Origin of the sequence: Sphingomonas tagetis (assembly GCF_024211275.1) — a bacterium.
In the GTDB taxonomy this organism is placed as follows: Bacteria; Pseudomonadota; Alphaproteobacteria; order Sphingomonadales; family Sphingomonadaceae; genus Sphingomonas; species Sphingomonas tagetis.
The window spans coordinates 188,975-208,560 of record NZ_JAMLDX010000005.1 but is presented as its reverse complement, the minus strand read 5'-3'; the positions used below and the strand labels follow the sequence as shown (position 1 = coordinate 208,560).

The 19,586-nt window shown below is 65.9% G+C and carries 19 protein-coding genes; 12 read left to right on the top strand and 7 right to left on the bottom strand.

Going from position 1 to position 19,586, the window contains the following annotated elements; genetic code table 11:
* The first annotated feature begins 2 nt into the window (after positions 1–2).
* Positions 3–1,235: an acyl-CoA dehydrogenase family protein gene (locus M9978_RS09085; RefSeq protein WP_254292701.1), complete on the top strand. Its 1,233-nt coding sequence runs from the start codon at positions 3–5 to the stop codon at positions 1,233–1,235.
* Positions 1,225–2,394 (top strand): MFS transporter, encoded by a 1,170-nt coding sequence (locus M9978_RS09080; protein ID WP_254292700.1) that lies wholly within the window; start codon positions 1,225–1,227, stop codon positions 2,392–2,394. The genes M9978_RS09085 and M9978_RS09080 overlap by 11 nt, the downstream gene beginning before the upstream one ends.
* Here the strand turns inward: M9978_RS09080 and M9978_RS09075 are convergent.
* From M9978_RS09075 to M9978_RS23300, 5 genes are read right to left on the bottom strand one after another with little or no spacing between them, the layout of a single operon-like run.
* Positions 2,391–3,197, bottom strand: a complete 807-nt coding sequence (locus tag M9978_RS09075; RefSeq protein ID WP_254292699.1) for an alpha/beta fold hydrolase — start codon at positions 3,195–3,197, stop codon at positions 2,391–2,393. The genes M9978_RS09080 and M9978_RS09075 overlap by 4 nt on opposite strands.
* Positions 3,198–3,232: 35 nt before the next feature.
* A complete protein-coding gene (locus M9978_RS09070; protein WP_254292698.1) occupies positions 3,233–4,681 on the bottom strand; it encodes an NAD-dependent succinate-semialdehyde dehydrogenase in 1,449 nt (482 codons plus the stop codon).
* Positions 4,678–5,433 (bottom strand): SDR family NAD(P)-dependent oxidoreductase, encoded by a 756-nt coding sequence (locus tag M9978_RS09065; RefSeq protein ID WP_254292697.1) that lies wholly within the window; start codon positions 5,431–5,433, stop codon positions 4,678–4,680. The genes M9978_RS09070 and M9978_RS09065 overlap by 4 nt, the downstream gene beginning before the upstream one ends.
* Positions 5,434–5,464: 31 nt before the next feature.
* Complete coding sequence (locus M9978_RS09060; protein ID WP_254292696.1) at positions 5,465–5,782, bottom strand: 2Fe-2S iron-sulfur cluster-binding protein; 318 nt, start codon at positions 5,780–5,782, stop codon at positions 5,465–5,467.
* A 2-nt stretch (positions 5,783–5,784) separates the two neighbouring features.
* Positions 5,785–6,969, bottom strand: a complete 1,185-nt coding sequence (locus M9978_RS23300) for a cytochrome P450 (RefSeq protein WP_254292695.1) — start codon at positions 6,967–6,969, stop codon at positions 5,785–5,787.
* 379 nt (positions 6,970–7,348) lie between these two features.
* On the opposite strand from M9978_RS23300, the gene M9978_RS09050 reads away from it, so the two are divergent.
* Genes M9978_RS09050 through M9978_RS09030 form a run of 4 tightly spaced genes read left to right on the top strand, consistent with a single transcriptional unit; the run spans position 7,349 to position 11,068 of the window.
* A complete protein-coding gene (locus M9978_RS09050; protein ID WP_254292694.1) occupies positions 7,349–8,596 on the top strand; it encodes an aromatic ring-hydroxylating dioxygenase subunit alpha in 1,248 nt (415 codons plus the stop codon).
* A 5-nt stretch (positions 8,597–8,601) separates the two neighbouring features.
* Positions 8,602–9,075: an aromatic-ring-hydroxylating dioxygenase subunit beta gene (locus M9978_RS09045; RefSeq protein ID WP_254292752.1), complete on the top strand. Its 474-nt coding sequence runs from the start codon at positions 8,602–8,604 to the stop codon at positions 9,073–9,075.
* Complete coding sequence (locus M9978_RS09040; protein ID WP_254292693.1) at positions 9,072–10,067, top strand: PdxA family dehydrogenase; 996 nt, start codon at positions 9,072–9,074, stop codon at positions 10,065–10,067. The genes M9978_RS09045 and M9978_RS09040 overlap by 4 nt, the downstream gene beginning before the upstream one ends.
* Positions 10,064–11,068, top strand: a complete 1,005-nt coding sequence (locus M9978_RS09030; RefSeq protein WP_367305063.1) for an FAD-binding oxidoreductase — start codon at positions 10,064–10,066, stop codon at positions 11,066–11,068. The genes M9978_RS09040 and M9978_RS09030 overlap by 4 nt, the downstream gene beginning before the upstream one ends.
* Before the next feature lie 86 nt (positions 11,069–11,154).
* Here M9978_RS09030 and M9978_RS09025 read toward each other — a convergent pair whose 3' ends face one another.
* A complete protein-coding gene (locus tag M9978_RS09025) occupies positions 11,155–12,435 on the bottom strand; it encodes a cytochrome P450 (RefSeq protein ID WP_254292692.1) in 1,281 nt (426 codons plus the stop codon).
* Between the two features lie 247 nt (positions 12,436–12,682).
* Between M9978_RS09025 and M9978_RS09020 the strand changes: the two genes are divergently transcribed.
* The 6 genes from M9978_RS09020 (at position 12,683) to glyA (ending at position 18,502) form a co-directional block, all read left to right on the top strand.
* Positions 12,683–14,113 (top strand): aldehyde dehydrogenase family protein, encoded by a 1,431-nt coding sequence (locus M9978_RS09020; RefSeq protein ID WP_254292691.1) that lies wholly within the window; start codon positions 12,683–12,685, stop codon positions 14,111–14,113.
* Positions 14,114–14,135: 22 nt separating this feature from the next.
* Complete coding sequence (locus tag M9978_RS09015; protein ID WP_254292690.1) at positions 14,136–14,930, top strand: SDR family NAD(P)-dependent oxidoreductase; 795 nt, start codon at positions 14,136–14,138, stop codon at positions 14,928–14,930.
* Between the two features lie 23 nt (positions 14,931–14,953).
* Complete coding sequence (locus M9978_RS09010) at positions 14,954–15,721, top strand: enoyl-CoA hydratase-related protein (protein WP_254292689.1); 768 nt, start codon at positions 14,954–14,956, stop codon at positions 15,719–15,721.
* 46 nt (positions 15,722–15,767) lie between these two features.
* A complete protein-coding gene (locus tag M9978_RS09005; protein WP_254292688.1) occupies positions 15,768–16,088 on the top strand; it encodes a 2Fe-2S iron-sulfur cluster-binding protein in 321 nt (106 codons plus the stop codon).
* Positions 16,089–16,348: 260 nt separating this feature from the next.
* Positions 16,349–17,134 (top strand): phytanoyl-CoA dioxygenase family protein, encoded by a 786-nt coding sequence (locus tag M9978_RS09000; protein ID WP_254292687.1) that lies wholly within the window; start codon positions 16,349–16,351, stop codon positions 17,132–17,134.
* Between the two features lie 48 nt (positions 17,135–17,182).
* Positions 17,183–18,502 (top strand): serine hydroxymethyltransferase, encoded by a 1,320-nt coding sequence (gene glyA / locus M9978_RS08995; RefSeq protein WP_254292686.1) that lies wholly within the window; start codon positions 17,183–17,185, stop codon positions 18,500–18,502.
* A gap of 31 nt (positions 18,503–18,533) precedes the next feature.
* Here glyA and pip read toward each other — a convergent pair whose 3' ends face one another.
* Positions 18,534–19,490 carry a prolyl aminopeptidase gene (gene pip, locus M9978_RS08990; RefSeq protein WP_254292685.1) on the bottom strand — a complete coding sequence of 319 codons (957 nt, stop codon included), beginning with the start codon at positions 19,488–19,490 and terminating at the stop codon, positions 18,534–18,536.
* Between the last annotated feature and the right edge of the window lie 96 nt (positions 19,491–19,586).

Sequence of the window (19,586 nt, the reverse complement as noted above, 5' to 3'; positions counted from 1 at the left end):
AATTGGGCGAAGGCGCTGAGGAATATCCCGATATGTTCAACTATGAGGCCACGAAGAACACCAAGGATCTCCTCGCGCAGATCAGGCATTGGGCGGTCACCTATGTTCGCCCTCATGCCCGCTTTGTCGACGACAATTATGCGCTCCCCGATCAGGCGACGATCGACGCAATCGCGGCGAAGAGTCCGATCGCCCATAGCCCGATCGATTTCTGGAGTTCGGGCCCGGCCGTGCGCGGCCGCGAGAACGACGCCGACTATGTGAAGTCGCTCAACGGCGGGCGCTCGGTACTCGGCATGATGGCGACCGAAGCGGTCATGGCCGGCGATCTGTGGGGGCTCCAGACGCTGCCGGGCGACAATATGGGCGAGGTCGCGGTCCGCAATCTCGGCAACGAGCAGCAGATCCACAAATGGGCCGACGGCATCCGGCGCGGGGAGTATAAGCGTGTCGCGATGGGGATGACCGAGGTGCATTGCGGCCTCGACCTGTCGCAGATCAAGACGACCGCGGTGAAGCAGGGCGACAAGTGGATCCTCAACGGCGCGAAGGCTTATATCTCGCACGCGGCCTATGCCGACTATATCGTCGTGCTCGCGCAGACCGAGCCGGGCAGCGGCTTCAAGGGCGCGCGCTGCTTCATCGTCGACCGCCATGACGAGGGGCTGGAGGTCACCGTGCCGAGCTACGAGAAGCTCGGCGCGCGCTATTACAATCAGGCGGCGGTGGCGTTCAACGACATCGTGCTGGACGAAGACCGCCTGCTCAACGGCGGCTCGTTCAAGAAATTCGCGCAGGTTCAGGCGGCGACGCGGCCGTTCTGCGGGCTGCAGGCGATCGGCATTGCCTCGACCATGCTCGACTATGCGGTCGACTGGGTGAATGCCCATGACCGTCCCTGGGCGTCCGGGCGGCGGCAGCGGTTCGACGAGCTGGTCGAGGACTCGCGCAACGCCATCGCGAAGGCGCGGCGGATGACGCTGCACGCCGGCTGGGTCCACGATCAGGGCCGCGCCGACAACATATTGGGGCAGCGCGCCAAGGGCTATTCGACCATCATCAGCGAGGCTGTCGCGTTCAAGGCGATGCAGCTGATGGGGCCGGCAGCCTGGTCGAAGGACCATCTTATGGAAAAATGGTATCGCGACATCAAGTTCAACGACATGATGGGCGGCACGCGCAACCTGCACCGCATCGCCGTCGCGCGCGATCAATATGGCCCCGATGTCCAATAGCCCGCCGGGCGCAGCGGAGGCTTTCAGCAATCGCGAGATCGCCGCGATCGTGATCCTGACGATCGGCGGCGGGACGATCCGCGCGCTTCAGCCGCTGCTGCTCGGCGCACTGGTGCACGAGCAGCGGCTGAGCGTGGCCGAGCTGGGCTGGGCGGCGACGCTTGAGTTGCTAATGATCGGCATCACCATCGGAGTCGCCGGGACCTGGCTCAAGCCGGAGCGGCTGCGCGCGATCGGGGTGGCGACGATCATCGGGTCGGTCGTGTTCAACATCGGCACCGTGTTCGCCTCGCCCATGCTGTTCATGGTGTTGCGGGCGCTTGCCGGCGTCGCTTCGGGTGTCGGGCTATGGATGCTGTTCGGGATGGTCGCCCGCCTGACCGTGCCGGCGCGGGTGATGGGGCTGTATATCGGCACGAACGCGGCGGTCGCGCTGGTGCTCGCCGCCTTCTGCTCGTGGTACGTCATTCCGACCTTCGGCGCGGGCGGCGGCTTCGTCATCCTCTCGCTGCTCGGCGCGGCGCTGATCCTGTGCGTGCCGTTCATGCCGGTGCGGTACGGGCCGCTCGCCGTGCAGCCGGGGCGGACCTGGCCGGGCCTGCGCGGCTTCACCGTGCTGTTCGCGATCTTCGCCTTTGCGTCCGGCATCATGTCGCTGTGGGTCTATGTCGATCCGCTCGCGCGGCGCGGCGGCTTTGACGAAGGGATCATCGGCTATTCGATCTCGGCCGGGCTTGCGATGCAGGTGTTGGGCGGCTGGGTAGCGTCGTATCTCGGCGGCCGGCTCAGCGCCGCCACGGCGCTGTTCATCGGCGGCTGCGCCAATCTTGTCGTGCTCGGCTTCCTGTGGGCGGGCGCCCCTGCCCTGATCTTCGTCGCGGCGATCGCCATGTTCGGGTTCCTGTGGGCCTTCGTCCTCTCCTTCGTGACGCCCTTCACGATGAAGACCGATCCGACCGGGCGCGCGGTCATGCTGATCGGGACCGCCGAGCTGTTCGGCGCGGCCGCGGGGCCGGCGCTGGTATCGATGTCGGTGAACACGTTCGGCGTGCAGGCGGCACCGCTGGTCAGCGGCGCGCTCTTCGCTCTCGGAAATTCGATCTGCGTCGCGCTCTGGTTCCGGCCCGCAAGGGTGCCGCTCGCCGCAAGCGTAACCTAGACCGGGCGCGACAACACCGCGCGCAGCACCGACACGAGCAGCTCGGGGTCTTCCAGCAGGATATGGTGCCCCGCGCCGGGCAGGCCGATCGGCACCCCGCAATTGGGCAGATAGTCCCCGATCGCCATGGCATGCGCGCGCGGCACCGATTTGCTTTCCTCGCCGAAGATATAGTCGATCGGCGTCACGATCCCCGCCGGGATCAGGCCAGCCGGACTGTGGAAGAGCTGCGGATCGATCGCGAGATCGAACTTCCATACCCAGCCGGCGTCCTCCTTCCGCAAGCCATGCGAGGCGACGTGCCGAAGGACGTCCGTCGGCACGGTGCCGCCGGGCGGGATCAGCCGGTAACGGCTGATCGCCTCGGCCGGGTCGGCATAGAGGCGCTTGTACGGCATTCGATCGGACTTGTCCGGCAACGGACCGGGCGCCGTCGGAATGTTGAGGCGGCTGTCGACGATGACCGCCCGGGCGATGAGATCAGGGCGACGGCCGCAGGCGAATACCGCCGGCGTCGCGCCGAAGCTGTGCGCGACCACGGTCGCCGGCGCCAGACCCGCATCCTCGAGAACGGCGATGATTTCGTCCCTGAATCCCTGGGCGCTGTATTCCGGCCGGGTCTCGCTGTCGCCCATCCCGCCCAGATCGATCGCAACGATCCGGAACCGGTCGAGGAAGAACGGGACGATATGATCCCACCAGTGCAGATGCGCCCACATACCGTGGACGAACAGCAGCCCCGGCTTGTCGGCGTCGCCGGCATTGTACTGCTGATAGTGAATCCGGCTCCCATCAACGGTCACGAAATGGGAGGCACCCGATGCAAACTGCCTCACGGTTATGCGGTCATCTCCGATATGAACTTCACCGTGGTATAGGCGTCGAACGTTTCGGTTCCGCCCTCGCTGCCGACGCCGCTGTCCTTGACGCCGCCGAGCGGGGTTTCGGGCAGCGCGATGCCGAAATGATTGACGCTGACCATGCCGGCCTCGATGCCGTAAGTCATCCGGTGATTGATCTCGAGCGAACGCGTGAAGACATAGGATGCCAGACCGAACGGCAGCGCGTTGGCGAGCGCCAGCGCCTCGTCGGGGGTCTCGAACGTCGCGATCGGCACGACGGGGCCGAACGGCTCCTCGTTCATGATCTTGCTCGACAGCGGCACGTCGGTGAGGACGGTCGGCGGGAAGAACAGCCCCGGCCCATCGGACGAAGCGCCGCCCGCCGCCAGCGTGCTGCCAGCGGCGACAGCGTCGCTGACAAGCTCCTCCATCGCGGCGATCCGCCGGGCATTGGTCATTGGCCCCATCGTGGTTGCAGGATCGAGGCCGTTGCCGACGACCAGCTTCGCGTTGGCGGCGATGAACTTCTCGGTGAACTCGCGCGCAACGTCCTTGTGGACGAAGAAGCGGCTCGGCGCCATGCACACCTGCCCGGCATTGCGCGCCTTGAGCGTGCTGAGATAGGTGGCCGCACGGTCGAGATCGGCGTCGGCAAACACCAGCACCGGCGCATGACCGCCCAGCTCCATCGTCACGCGCTTCATATGCTCGCCCGCCAGCGCGCCGAGCTGCTTGCCCACCGGGACCGAGCCGGTGAACGAGATCTTGCGGACCGCCGGGGACTCGATCAGGTGGCGCGAGATCCGGCTCGACGGTCCCCAGACGAGGTTGAGGCAGCCCGGTGGCAGTCCCGCCTCGTCGAACAGCTTGACGAGCGCCACGACCGCGCTCGGCGCATCATGGGCCGGCTTCAGGATCACCGTGCAGCCCGACCCGAGCGCCGCCGACACCTTGCGCAGCGCCTGATTGAACGGGAAATTCCATGGCGTGAAGGCGGCGCACACCCCGACCGGCTGGCGAATGACCGTCTGGCGCACGTTGCGGTCGCGCGGCGGGATCACCCGGCCATAGATGCGGCGGCATTCCTCCGCATGCCATTCGGCATGCTCCGCCGCGTTGAACACCTCGGCATATGCTTCGGCGAGCGGTTTGCCCTGGTCGAGCGTGAGGTCGCGGGCGATGTCGGCGGCGCGTTCGCGGATCAGCTCGGCAACGCGGCGCAGCACCTTCCCGCGCTCGAGCGGCGAGGTCCACCGCCAGCTTTCGAAGGCGCGGCTCGCCGATGCGATCGCCTTGTTCAAATCCTCCGGTCGAGCATGCGGCAAACGGCCGAGCACGCTGCCGTCGGCCGGGTTGACGACCTCGTCCGACTCCCGTTCGTCCGCGCCGATGAACGCGCCGTCGATGTAGAGAAAGAGGTCTGCGTAAGGCTTCGTTTCGATCACAGGAACACTCCGCCGCCATCGACCGCGATCGTCTGGCCGGTGATGAACGAAGCGCCCTCGCTCGCCAGGAAGATCGCGGCGCCGACCAGGTCCTGCGGCACCTGGTCGCGCTGGATCGAGCGGCTGGTGCGCCGCGCGGCATCGCCCATGACATTTTCCATGCCGCTGGCGAGCACGCCCTCGCTCAACGTGAAGCCCGGCGCGATCGCGTTGACCGTGACGTTCGCCGAGCCGAGTTCGCGCGCCAGCGAGCGGGTGAAGGCGATCACCGCGCCCTTGCTGGCGGTGTAATGCTGCATGTTCGGCGTGCCCTTGATCGGCGAGGTCGAGGCGATGTTGATGATCCGCCCGGCCCCGGCGGCGCGGAACATCGGCATCACCGCCTTGGCGCACAGGAACGGGCCGAGCGTGTTGACCTCCATCACCCTCATCCACTCGGCCGGTTCGATCTGCTCGAACGGCTTGAGCGCCAGCGTGGTGAACAGCCCCGCATTGTTGACCAGCACGTCGAGCCGGCCGAATGCGGTGATCGCCTCCTGCGCCATCGCCTCGGTGTCGGCGGCGCTGGTGACGTCGACGGCGACGCCGATCGCACCGTGCCCGTCCTCGACGAGCTTCGCTGCCGCTTCCGCCCCGCCGCGAATGTCGGCGATGACGACGGCATAGCCGGTTTCGGCCAGCCCCTTGGCGAAGGCGAAGCCGATCCCGCTCGCTCCGCCGGTGATGATGGCAACTCTGCTTTGCTTGGTCATTTCGTCTTCCAGATTGGGTTGAGCGCCGGCGCTATTGCTGGCTGGCGGGGATACGGAGCGTGATGTTCCGGTCGGGCATGGTCAGCTGGCAGCTCAGCCGGCTGGCGGTGGAGCGTCCCTCGGCGGCGGAATCGAGCATCTCGTCCTCGACCTCGCCGACCGGCGGGAACAGCGCGGCATAGGGTTCGTCGACATAGACATGGCAGGTCGCGCACATCGCGGCGCCGCCGCATTCCGCGACGATGCTCGCGATGTCGGCAGCCAGCGCGGTGCGCATGAGATTGGCGCCGGGGTCGGCCTCGACGGATTTTTCGGTTCCGTCCGGCAGGACGAAGGTGATTGAGGGCATGTCTAGCTCGCCTTTGCGGTGACGGTCAGCGGCATCGCGGAAAAGCCGCGCACGGTGTTGTTGAAGTGGATCGTAGGAGGACCGGCGGGGACCAGTTCCGCGACGCGTTCGGCGAGGGTCCTCAGGACGATCTCCCCCTCCATGCGCGCGATCATCTGGCCGACACAGCCATGGATGCCGGTGCCGAAGGCGAGGTTGCCCGAGGCGCGGCGCAGAATGTCGAAGCGGGTCGGATCTTCCCAGCGGCGCGGATCGCGGTTGGCCGATGCGATGCCGACCCAGATTTTCTGCTCGGCCTCGATCCGGACACCGGCAAGTTCGGTCGGTTGCGTCGTCGTGCGATAGAAGGATTGAAAGGTGCTTTCGTAGCGCATGACCTCTTCCAGCGCGGCGCGCGCCAGCGAGGGATCGTCGCGCAGAAGCGCCCATTGCTCAGGATGCCGGGCGAGCGCGACGACCGCATTCCCCAGTGTGAAGATGGTGGTGTCGAGACCGGCCGAGAGCATCGTGCGCACCAGCAGCGCCGCCTCGTCCTCGGTCAGATCGCCGGCATCGGCGGCGGCATAGAGTTGCGAGCCGAACCCGTCGGGCGTCAGCGCCTCGCGGCTGCAGATCGTCTTGATCCACTCCATCGTCGCGCCCGCGCTCGCCATGCGCTTCTCGAATCGTTCGTTGATCGGACCGAAGGCGTTGAAGACGAGATCGCCATAGGGAAGCAGATGCTCGCGCCCCTCGGCCGGAATCCCCACCGCATCGGCGAACACTTTCAGCGGATAGGCTTCCGCCAGATCCTTGATGCCGTCGCACGTCCCCTTCTCGATCATGCGATCGACGAAAAATGCGGCCTGCCGCTCGAACTCCTCCCGCAGCTTCTTCAGCGCGGCGGGGGACAAGATGCGGGTCAGGATGCGGCGCTTGGGACCGTGGTCGGGCGGATCGGCCTCGAGGATGATGCTCGGCGTCCGCCAGCTTTTCTCCTTCTTGAAGTTGGTCAGGCCGATGCCGGCACTGGAGCAGAAGATGTCCGGCTGAGTCAGCACGGCCTGAACCTGCTCATGCCGCGCGACCGCATAGGCATTGTAGCGGCTGAGCCGGATCACAGGGCCGGCATCGCGAAACGCCTCGTAGTCAGCATAGGGATCGGTCAGGAAATCGTCGGCATAGGGATCGACGCCGAAGACAGGCACCGTCGGTGGCTGCGATCCGTGCGGCGTGGCCTGATCGAAAAGTTCGGCGCCTGAATCCATAGCGTATCTCGAACACCCTCGGGACGATGCGCCGCCCCATTTGGCGCCGCCAAGACGGCGCCGCCGGTTTCACATGCCGATGGCCGGCACGAGCGCCGGCGTTGCCCGGGCTGCTGGCCTTTCTGACCGCCCGGCAGCGGGAACCCGCCATCCAGCCTGCCAGAATCGGGATCATGCAGCGCGGGGGTGCCACGCGCTGGAGGTTTTCAGCGGCCCGGATGTCCTAGATCGCGAGCCTCGCGCGAAGGCGGCAGCGCCCGCCGCTCCGCGCGCAGACATCAGATACACGCCGTTTCGACGCGTAAGCCAAGGTGAATGCATGACCGCCATCGGTGCCCCCCCGATCTCCCCTTTCGCGGACAAGCAAGGGTATTCGCAGGCGCCCTATGCCCTGTTCCAGAGCGAGGACATCTACGCGCACGAACAGGCGACGATCTTTCAGGGCAGAAGCTGGAACTATCTGTGCCTCGAGGCCGAACTGGCCGCTTCGGGCGACTATGTCGCGACCCATGCCGGCGACACGCCGGTCATCGTCGTCCGGGCCGAGGACGGGTTCCTCTACGCGTTCGAGAACCGCTGCGCGCATCGCGGCGCGCTGCTCGCACTCGACAGCCGCGGCAACGCCAAGGACTTTACCTGCGTATACCACGCCTGGACTCACAGCCTTCAGGGCGATCTGGTCGGGGTCGCGTTCAAGGACGGGATCGGCGGCAAGGGCGGGATGGATCCGTCCTTCTGCATGGCCAATCGAGGCCCGCGCAAGATGCGCATCGCGACTGTCCACGGCCTGGTCTTCGGCACCTTCGCCAACGATATCGCATCGATCGAGGACTATATCGGCGAGGAAGTGCTATCGCGCATCGAGCGCGTCCTCGGCGGCAAGCAGCCGAAAATCATCGGCCGGTTCACGCAGGATCTGCCGAACAACTGGAAGCTGTATTTCGAGAATGTGAAGGACAGCTACCACGCGTCGATCCTGCACCTCTTCTTCACCACCTTCGAAATCAACCGCCTCTCGCAAAAGGGCGGAATCCTGGTCAGCGAGGACGGCGGCAATCATGTCAGCTATTCCGCGATCGATCCCGCGCTCGCGCAGAGCACCGAATACACCGAACAGAACATCCGCTCGCAAAGCGAGTTCGGCCTGAACGATCCTTCGCTGCTTGATGGCGCCGATGAGTTCGGCGACGGGGTGACGCTGCAGATCCTGTCGGTGTTTCCGGGGTTCGTGCTGCAGCAGATCCAGAATGCGATCGCGATCCGCCAGATCCTGCCGCGCGCGGTCGACCGCACCGATCTCCACTGGACCTATATCGGGTTCGAGGACGACAGCCCCGAATTGCTGCGCGCCCGGCTGAAGCAGGGAAATCTCGTCGGACCTGCCGGCTATGTGTCGATGGAGGATGGTTGCGTCGGCGGCTTCGTCCAGCGCGGCATCGCCGGCGCGTCGGGTCACAGCTCGGTGATCGAGATGGGCGGCGTGACCGCGGAATCGAGCGAGAGCCGGGTCACGGAGGCGGCGATACGTGGCTTCTGGAAAGCCTATCGCCGGGAGACCGGGCTGTGAGCGCCATGACGGCTTCCGGCGCGCTGCACCGCATCGTCGCGGCCCAGGCCGCATATGCCCGCTGCATCGACGACAGCGGCGGCGAAGGCTGGGCGGACTTTTTCGAGGACGATTGCCTCTACGTCGTCACGACGGCTGAGAATCACCAGCAGGGTCTTCAGGCCGGGCTGGTGTATGCGGACAGCAAGGGAATGCTCAAGGATCGCATCGCCGCGTTGAACGAGGCGAACATCTATGAGCGCCACAATTACCGTCACATCCTCGGGCAGCCGCTGATTTCGCGGGTCGAAGGCGATCTCGTCTGGGCCGAGACCGCATTCATCGTCGCCCGCATCATGCGGACGGGCGAGACATCGCTGTTCGCGACCGGCCGATATATCGACTGCTACCGTATCGGGTCAGACCACGTGCTGCTGCGCGAGCGCAAGGTCGTCTGCGACAGCAACCGCATCGATACGCTGCTCGCGTTGCCGCTGTGAGCGAGCCAGCCGCCATTCTGCTGGCGATCGGCGATCCGAACGGAATCGGTCCCGAGATCGCGGTCAAGGCCGCGCTGTCGGGCGAAGCCGGCTTGCCGCGCTTGCTGCTCGTCGGCGACGACCATGTGATCGGCCATTATTGCGGCGATGCACCTCGCCGGATGGTTGATGCTGCCAACCCGCCGCCTCCCGAGCCCGGTCTGATCGATATCGTTCCGGCTGGCGGCATCTCAGAGGAAGACTTCGCGCCCGGCCAGTGCAACGCCGCGTCGGGACGGGCGACCGTCGCCTATGTCGAGGCTGCGTTCGCAGCAGCCAGGTCCGGGCCGGCCAACGCTATTGTCGCCTGCCCGCACAACGAGACGGCGGTGAATGCCGCCGGCATCGCCTTCACTGGCTACCCATCGCTGATCGCCAGGATTGCCGGGAAGACCGAGGACGACGTCTTCCTGATGCTCGTCGGCGGCGGATTGCGGATCGTCCATGCGACGCTCCACGAGCGCCTCTCGACCGCGCTCGCCCGGATCGACAGCAACCTCGTCATCGCGGCGGGCGTGGCTGCGCATGCGGCGGCGCGCAGCCTCGGCATCGAGCAGCCGCGTATCGGCATCTTCGGCATCAATCCGCACGCCGGGGAGAATGGCCTGTTCGGCAATGACGATGATCTGGTCACCGTCCCGGCCGCGAACGCCTTGCACGCGATGGGCATCGACGTCGCGGGACCGGCCGGCGCCGATCTGCTGCTGTCCGAAGGCAAGTGCGACGTCTATCTCGCGATGTTCCACGACCAGGGACATATCCCGATCAAGCTGCTTGCGGGGCGCCGCAGCGCCGCCTTCTCGATCGGCGGCGATGCCCTGTTCGCCAGCGTCGGCCATGGCAGCGCGCCTGATATTGCGGGGCAAGGCCGCGCTGACGCCAAACCGCTCATCTCGACCCTCAAACTCATCGCGAGCGCGACCGCGCCGCACAGCAAGGTGGTTGCCGCGTGACATCGCTCGTTTCCATTGCCGGTACGGACATCAGCTTCCCCTGCGAGCCCGACGAACGCATCCTCGATGCCGCCGAGCGCGCCGGCTACACCATGGCCTATTCGTGCCGGAAGGGCGTGTGCGTCACCTGCCGCAGCGGCCTCACCAAGGGATCGGTGAAGATCGCGCCGTTCGGTTCGCCGCGGCAGGCGGGCGAGGATATCCTCTGCTGCATGGCGATGCCCGACGGCCCGGTCGAAATTGCGCCGCCCTGGATCAAGGAGCGGCGCCAGCCCGAGCGTGCACGCTACGATGTTCTCGTCCACAAGATCGAGGACCGGTCGAAGGACGTGGCCGTGCTCCATCTGCGGCTGCCGATCGGCCGGCGCGTACCGTTTTCGGCCGGGCAATATGTCACGGTGATGATGGCGGGCGGCGACAGCCGTAACTATTCGATCGCCAACCCGCCGCATCTCAACGACATCGTCGAGCTGCATGTGCGGCGCGTGCCGGGCGGGAAATTCTCCGACCGCGTGCTGAACAGCCTGCAACCGGGGTCGATGCTCGATATCGAGCTGCCGTTCGGCCTGTTCAGCTGGAGCGAGGACGTGTCCCGCCCCGCGATCCTGCTGGCCACCGGCACGGGCTTCGCACCGCTGAAATCGATGATCCGCGAGCTGATCCAGAACCGCGTCTCGCGGCCCGTCCATCTGTTCTGGGGCGGCGAGCGCGAGGCGGACATCTACGATCGCACGCTGGTCGAGACCTGGGCGAAGTCGCTGCCCTGGTTCAGCTTCACCCCCGTGCTCGCCAGTCCCGATGCGGCCTGGGCGGGCGCCACCGGCTTCGTTCAGGATGCGGTGCTCGCGCGATATCCCAATCTCTCCGCGCATGAGGTCTATGCCTGCGGCAACCCGGTCATGATCGCGCATGCCAGCAAGCTGCTGACCGAGCGGGGCGCGCTCGCCGCCGACCGCTTCCATTCCGACGCCTTCGTATTTTCGGGTCAGGCGGAAAGCTGACCGCAGCGCCCCAGGCCACCACCAAATGAAACGAGCCAGGAAGCGGATCTCGCTCCCCGGCTCGCATGGATCGCACGGATCGGCGTTCAGCTCATCTTGTAACGGATAGGCACGAACTTGGGGCCGCCCAGCGCATGCGTGATCTTGCGCTTCGGCGTGCCGGTCAGCTCCAGCGATTTCAGCCGCGGAAGCAATTCCTCGAACAGGATATTCATTTCCATTCGTGCCAGATGCTGGCCGAGGCAGACATGCGCGCCATAGCCGAACCCGATGTGCCGCATGGTCGGCCGGTCGACCTTGAACTCGAACGGGTCTTCGAACACGTCTTCGTCACGATTGCCCGAGGTATAGCTCAGCAGAATGAAGTCGCCCTTGGCGATCGGCTGCCCGCGGTACACGGTATCCTGCCCCGCAGTGCGCAGGAAATGGCTGATCGGCGTCGTCCAGCGGACCGCCTCGTCGACCAGATTGGGAATCAGCGAGAGGTTCGACGTCACCTGCGCGAACTTGTCAGGGCGCTCCGCCAGCGCCCAGATCGCCCCCGACACCGATGCCGAGGTGGTGTCGTGCCCGGCGATCGCGATCGACATGTAATAGCCCAGCGCATCGAGATCGGAGATCGGTTCGCCATCGACCTTGGCATTGGCGAGCACCGTCGAGATGTCGTCGGTGGGCGCGGTGCGGCGCTGCTCCGAAACGCCGTTGAAGAACTGCCACGCCTCGTCGGATATGGCGCGCGAGCGCTGTGCGCGCTCTTCGGCCGATTTCGGCGCCGGCTCGCCGGTGAGATCGGGATCGTCCATGTTGGTCACGATCTGGGTCAGCCGCATCATGAACGGCTCGGCTTCTTCCTCCAGTCCCATGATCGACATGATCACGCGCAGCGGATAGTGGACGGCGATCGAGTGGTAGAATTCGCATTCGCCGCCCAGCTCGGCCATTTCGTCGACATGGCGGCGGGCGATGCGGCGGATCCGCTCCTCCATGCCGCGCAGGTTCTTGGGCTGGAACCACGGCTGGGTCAGCAGCCGGTATTTCATGTGCTCGGGTGAATTCATCGAGGTCAGGACGCGCTCCTGGCTCGCCTTGCCCTTGGTATATTCGAGCTCGATATCCTTGCTCGTGCCGATGAAATAGATGCCGGCGCGGAACACGTCGCTGTTCCGCGAGATCTCCTGAATGTCCTTGTGCTTCGACGCGATCCAGAACTTGTCATAGCCTTCGATGTCCGCCCGGGCGAACGGATGATCGCGCCGCAGCTCGGTGAGCTTGGCGTGCAGCGAGTCGAATTCGGCATAAGCGTGCGGGTCGACCACGGCCCGGGCGATATGGTCGGGCACTCGGTCGAGCGTCAGCGCGTCATCCATTGGATCCTCAGCCTTCTTTGCAGTCTGGTCTCTGTCGCAGTCAAAGACATCTGATTCCGGCGAATCCGCCAGTCAGCACCCTCGCCAGCTATAGCCTGTTCGGGAATAAATTCGCCCGTTCTTCGCAAGGGGATAGAAGGACGCGGCGGGGGATCGGCATGGCGGGTTCGCTCGCCTGAATGGTCAAACCGGCAACGGGTCTCAGCCGCTGCCCGCCCCGCGCCACGAATTTGTCGAGAGGAGCCGCATGAGTTCGCATCGCACCTTCCACCTGCTGATCGGCGGCAACCTCGTGCCCGGGGAGACGTGTTTCGATGTGATCAATCCGGCGACCGAAGCGGTCTTGGGCCGGGCGCCCGACGCCACGCGCGCGCAGCTCGACGCTGCCGTGGCCGCGGCGCGCAAGGCGTTCCCCGCCTGGAAGGCGACACCGATCGCCGAGCGCCAGGCAAAGGTCGCGGCGATGGGCGAAGCGATCGCGGCACACATGGACGAGCTCAAGCGGCTGCTGACAGCCGAGCAGGGCAAGCCGCTCGGCGATGCCGAGGGTGATGTCGGGGCCGCGCCCTATTTCTGCGGTCTCGCCGCGCAGTTGACCCCGCCGGTGGAGGTGCATGAGGACAGCGAGGAACGCCTCAGCGCCACCTATCATGTGCCGCTCGGCGTCGTCTGCGCGATCTCGCCGTGGAATTTCCCGGTCGCGGATGCCTTCTGGAAAGTCGCGCCCGCGCTCGTCGCCGGCAATGCGGTGATCCTCAAGCCATCCCCCTTCACCCCGCTGACGACGCTTCGCATCGGCGAACTGGTGCGCGACACGCTCCCGGCGGGCGTGCTCAACATCCTGTCCGGCCAGGACGAGCTGGGGCCGTGGATGACCGCCCATCCCGGCATCGACAAGGTCGCCTTTACCGGCTCCACGGCGACGGGGCGACGGGTCATGGAGAGCGCCGCGGCGACGCTCAAGCGCCTGACGCTCGAGCTAGGCGGCAACGACGCCGCGATCGTGCTGCCCGGCATCGACGTGGAGGCGACCGCCGCCAAGGTGTTCCAGGCCGCCTTCACCAATTCGGGCCAGGTCTGCTTCGCGGCGAAGCGGATCTATGTGCATGACGATGTCTACGAGCCGTTCGCCGCCGCGCTGGTCGAACTGGGCAAGCAGGCGAAGGTCGGCGACGGCACCGAGCAGGGCACGACCTTCGGCCCGATCCAGAACCGCCAGCAATATGGCCGCGTGATGGACCTGATCGAGGATTCGCGCGCCAACGGGTACAAGTTCCTGCTGGGCGAGGATGTCGAGGTGCCGGAGAAGGGCTACTTCATCCCGCCGACCATCATCGACAACCCGCCCGAGACTTCGCGCATCGTGCAGGAGGAGCAATTCGGCCCGGTGCTGCCGCTGCTGCGCTTCGACGATATCGAGGCCGTGCTGCAAAAGGCCAATGACAGCGAATATGGCCTGGGCGGCTCGGTCTGGGGTCCGCCCGATCAGGCCGAAGCGATCGCGCACCGGCTCGACACCGGCATGGTGTGGGTCAACGAGTTCGGCTCGCTGGCCCACAGCCAGCCCTTCGGCGGCCGCAAACAGTCCGGCTATGGCGTCGCGAACGGGATGCCCGGGCTGCTCGAATTCACCACGCCACACACCATCGTCACCTCGAGGAAAGTGGCCAGCGCCTGACTGGCAAAAGGAAGCTGCAATCATGACCGTGAACGAGACCATGCTTGCCGGGCGCAAGGCGATCGTCACCGGCGCCGGCAAGGGCATCGGCGAAGCGATCGCGCGGCAATTCGCTGCGGCGGGCGCCGAGATCGTGCTGGCCGCGCGCACGGGCGGGGATCTCGAACGCGTCGCCGCGGACATCCGCGCCGAGGGCGGAACCGCGCATTGCGTATCGGCCGATATGGGCGACGTGGGACAAGTCACCGCGCTGGTGGAACAGGCAGCCGCGCTGATGGGCGGTGTCGACATCGTCGTGAGCAACGCCGCCGCCACCGGCAATGCGCCGATTCTCGACCTTTCCGTCGACGAGTGGAACGCGGTCCAGCAAGTGAACGTCACCGGCACGCTGGCGCTGCTCAAGGCCGCCTTCCCCCATCTGTCCGCGCATCCGGCGGGGACTGCGCTGATCATCTCCAGCATTCGTGGGCTGTCGGGGACGCCGGGCACCGGCGCTTATGGCGCATCCAAGGCGGCGCTGAACCACCTCACCCGCACGCTGGCGGCGGAATGGGGCGCCGCGGGCATCCGGGTGAACGCCATCCTGCCGGGGCCGGTGTTCACGCCGCTGATGGAGGAGTCGGCCCGGATCAACCCCAAGATCCGCGAAGCCTATGAGAATTGCTCGCCCGTCGCGGGATGGTGCCTGCCCGAGGACATCGCGCGGCCCGCCCTGTTCCTCGTGAGCGACGCGGCGAGGAAGATCAGCGGCAACCTCATGATCATCGATGGCGGACTGACGGCGATCAATCAGGATTGCCTGCTGCTGGCCGATTGAGCCGCCCGGGAAAGGACACGAAAATGCCAGACCATGTAAACGTCGAGCGCGACGGCCGGTTGATGATCATCACGATGAACCGGCCCGCTTCGCTCAATGCGCTTCATGCGCCGGCCTGTTTCGAAATGTCGGACGCGCTTGACGAGTTCCAGAACGACCCGGAGCTGTGGATCGCCATCATCACCGGCGCCGGCGAGAAAGCCTTCTGCTCCGGGCATGACCTGGTCGAAGGCTTCTATGAGCCGATGCCCGCGACCGGCTGGGCGGGCCTGGCGAAGCGCGAGGGGCTGGACAAGCCGATCATCGCCGCGGTCAACGGCTATGCCATGGGTGGCGGGTTCGAGATCGCGTTGATGAGCGATATCGTGATCGCCGAGGAGCATGCCAGTTTCGGCCTCAGCGAGCCGCGCTGGGGCTTCGTCGCTGCGGGCGGCGGCTCGCAGAAGCTGCCGCTGCGCCTGCCCAAGCCGATCGCGATGGGCATGCTGCTGACCGGCAATCGAATGGGTGCGGACGAAGCCGCGCGCTGGGGCCTCGTCAATGAAGTCGTGCCCAAGGGCCAGTCCGTCGCCGCGGCGCGCCGCTGGGCCGACGACATCCTCAAATGCTCGCCGCAGGCGGTGCGCTATACCAAGCACATCGCGATGCTGGCGATGGAGCCTGAAGTCGCCAGCAAACCGGCGTTCGATTTCGTCGAGGTGATGAAGCCCAGGCTGTTCGCGCTGAACGATACGAAGGAGGGCCAGCTCGCCTTCGCCGAAAAGCGCAAGCCGGTCTGGACGGGACGTTGAGGCCGGGCGCGCCCGGCAGATGTGAGACAAAATCAAAGGATGCAACGTGAGCGTGAAACTGACGGTTATCGAACGCGATGGTACTGAACGCGAAGTCGAAGGCGAACACGGCTTGTCGCTGATGGAAGCCATTCGAGGCGCAGGGGTCGACGAACTCGTCGCGATGTGCGGCGGCTGCTGTTCGTGCGCGACCTGCCATGTGCTCGTCGACCCCGCCTTCGCAGAACAGCTGTCGGCGCCGAGCGAGGATGAGAATGATCTACTCGACTCGTCCATCCACCGAGCCGAACATTCGCGGCTGTCCTGCCAGATCAGGATCAGCGCGGCGCTTGCGGGCATGACCGTGACGGTCGCACCGGAAGATTAGCCCGGCGCGGCTCCGATCACCGGGCCGTTTCCATCCCCCGCAAAGCAAGTCACGGACGTCGGTCGAACCCGCCGACGCGCCGTTGATCTCGTGCGGGAAACAGCTGAGCCTGACGCCGTCCCACGGCAGAAGGAGAATGGCTAACGCTCTGCGCCAAATTTACTGGTTTGCGATGTTCCCGCCCTGCGTCGATTTTCATCGGCATGAGGTCGTTCGCCGGTTGGCGTTACGGCCACCACGTCGAACGCGCTGGAGGGGGCATGAAGCTTTCGCAAGACCGCCTGAACGAATTTCAGGAGAATGGATATCTGGTCATCCCGGACCTGTTTTCGGCCGAGGAAATCGCCGAAATCCGATCCGCGATGGACCGCGTCTTCGAGCAGGACGATCCCGCCAATATCCGGGAAAAGAAGAGCGGGTCGGTGCGCACCGCGATGGGCCTCCATTTGCGCGACGCGCTGTTCGCAAAGCTCGTGCGGCATCCCCGACTGATCGAACCGGCGCAGCAGATCGCCGGCGACGAACTCTACGTCCAGCAGGTCAAGATCAACGTCAAGGTCGCCTTCGAGGGCGAGCAGTGGCAGTGGCATCAGGACTTTTCGACGCATCATCACGATGATGGCGTGCCCGAGCCGCTGGCGCTCAACCTGCACATCTTCCTCGACGATGTGACTCAGTTCAACGGGCCGCTCTATTTCTTCAGGGGCTCGCAGCGGTTCGGCAGCGTCGCGACGCGGCACGACACCGAGACGACGAGCTATGCGCTGTGGGTGGTCGAGCAGGACAAGGTCCGCGAAATCGCCGAAGGGTGCGAACTGGTCGCGGCGACGGGCAAGGCGGGCACCGCGCTGATCTTCGGCGACTGCCTCGTCCATGGCTCGCCGCCGAACATGTCGCCGTGGAATCGCGCGATCTTCTCGCTGATCGTCAACCCGGTCGCCAATGCCTATACGCAGGTCACGCGCAAGGATCATCATCACCATCGCGACCTGACGCCGATCGAGCCGCTCGCCGATGACTGTCTGGCCGCCCAACCTGCCGCCTGACGCGCTCGCGCACATCGTTCCAATTCAAGAAGTAAGGTGAGCCGCGACATGGGTATGTTGGCGCGTCGGCCGTGGGTCGGCGATACGGGTGAAGCGATCGTGCAAGGAATCGCCGACTGGGCGGCGGCGAGCGACGCCGATGCGATCGACCGGCGGCTGTTCGAGCTGGTCGAGGAAAACCGGCAGATCCACGACGTCAATTCGATCAATCTCAATCCCGCCACCAACGTGATGAACCCGCGCGCCGAACGCCTGCTGTCGAGCGGGCTGGGTAGCCGGCCATCGCTCGGCCATGCGGGTGCGAAGTACGAGATGGGGCTGGAGGCGATCGAGCGGATCGAGGCGCTCGCCGCGGCTGTTGCGGCCGAGGTTTTCGGCGCGCGCTATGTCGAGTTCCGGCTGGCATCGGGCGCGATGGCCAATCTCTATGCCTTCATGGCGACGTGCCAGCCGGGCGACGCGATCATCGTGCCACCCGACACGATCGGCGGCCACGTCACGCATCATCGCGCGGGCGCGGCGGGGTTGTACGGGCTCGACATTCACGTCGCGCCGGTCGACGCCGATGGCTTCACGGTCGATGTCGCGGGGCTGGCCGCGCTCGCCGAGCGCGTGCGGCCCAGGCTGATCACGATCGGCGGAAGCCTCAACCTGTTCGCGCATCCGCTGCGCGAGATCCGCGCAATCGCGGACAGCGTCGGCGCCTATGTGCTGTTCGACGCCGCGCATCTGTGCGGCATGATCGCGGGCGGGCAATGGCAGCAGCCGCTCGCGGAGGGCGCGCACCTGATGGGGTGCAGCACCTACAAGAGCCTGGGCGGTCCGCCCGCCGGCTTGCTGATGACCAACGATGCCGAGCTGGCCGAACGGATCGACCGGATCGCCTATCCCGGGCTGACCGCCAATTTCGACGTCGCGAAGACCGCCTCGCTCGCGCTCGCGCTGCTCGACTGGAAGACGTTCGGCGCGGACTATGCGCGGACCATGAAGGAGACCGCGGCAGCACTGGCGGCAGCGCTCGAAAGCAGGGGCTTGCCGTTGTTCGAGACGCCGCGCGGGATCACCGACTCGCACCAGTTCGCGTTACGCGCCGCCCCTCTGGGCGGAGGCCAGACGGCGGCGGCGCGGCTGCGGCAGGCCAATATCCTGTCCTCCGGCATCGGTCTGCCGATCGATCCGGTGCCGGGCGATCTGCCCGGCCTGCGGTTCGGCACGCCGGAAATCGTCCGTCTCGGCATGACGGCGGGCGACATGCCCGAGCTGGCGGCGCTGGTTGCGGAAGCGCTGACCGGCGATGCCGCAAATGTCGCGCCGCGCACGACCGCGTTCCGGCGCGAATTTCACGGCCTGCATTTCATTCGGCAGTGAGGGGGGGCACGGCCGTTTCGCCAGTACGGCGTCAGCCGGGATCGGCGAAACGGTCCGTCGCTTCGACCAGTTCGTGCAGGATGCCGGGGTCGTTGAACGCATGGCTCGATCCCTCGACAATGCGGAGGTCCGATCCGCGCCAGCGCTGGTGGAGTTCCCACGCCTGCCGCACCGGGCAGGCGATGTCGTACCGGCCCTGGATGATCATGCCGGGGATGCCGGACAGCCGGTGCGCGTCGCGCAGCAGCTGGTCGGGTTCGAGCCAGCAGTCGTGGAAGAAGAAGTGATTCTCGATCCGCGCGAACGCGGTGGCGTAATCGTCCTCGGTGAAACTTTCCATCAGCTCGGGCGTCGGCAGCAGCGTGATCGTCCCGGCCTCCCATGTGCTCCACGCTTTGGCCGCAGCGATCGCCGCCGCCGCGTCGTCCCCGGTCAGCAACTTGCGATAGGCGCCGATGAGGTCGTCCGGATTGGCTGCGCGAACGGGATCGAGGAACCGCTCCCATTTGTCGGGGTAGATCTCCGACGCGCCGAAGCGGTAATACCAGTCGAGCGCGGTGCGGTCGGCCGTGAAGAGGCCGCGCAGGATCAGGCCGCTCACGCGGTCGGGGTGAGTCTGGGCGTAAGCGAGCGACAGCGTCGAACCCCAACTGCCGCCGAACACCAGCCAGCGTTCGACGCCGGCGAGTTCACGCAGTCGCTCGATATCGGCGACGAGATGCCAGGTCGTGTTGGCGTCGAGATTGGCATGCGGTGTCGATCGACCACAGCCGCGCTGATCGAACAGCAGAACGTCGTGACGCGCCGGATCGAACAACTGGCGCTGCGCGGGCAGGCAGCCCGCGCCCGGGCCGCCGTGCAGGAACACCGCCGGAAGCGCGCCGCGGGTGCCGACCCGCTCATAATAGACCCGATGCCCGTCGCCGACGTCGAGCATGCCGGTTTCGTAAGGCTCGATCTGTGGATACAAGGTGCGCAGTTCGGACATCCGGCTTGCTTCCTGAAAATTTTGGCGTCGCCCCGTGCGCGCGTCTATCACTGGCGTAACCAACGGAAGAACGGGCGCAAATGAGATATCCTGCCG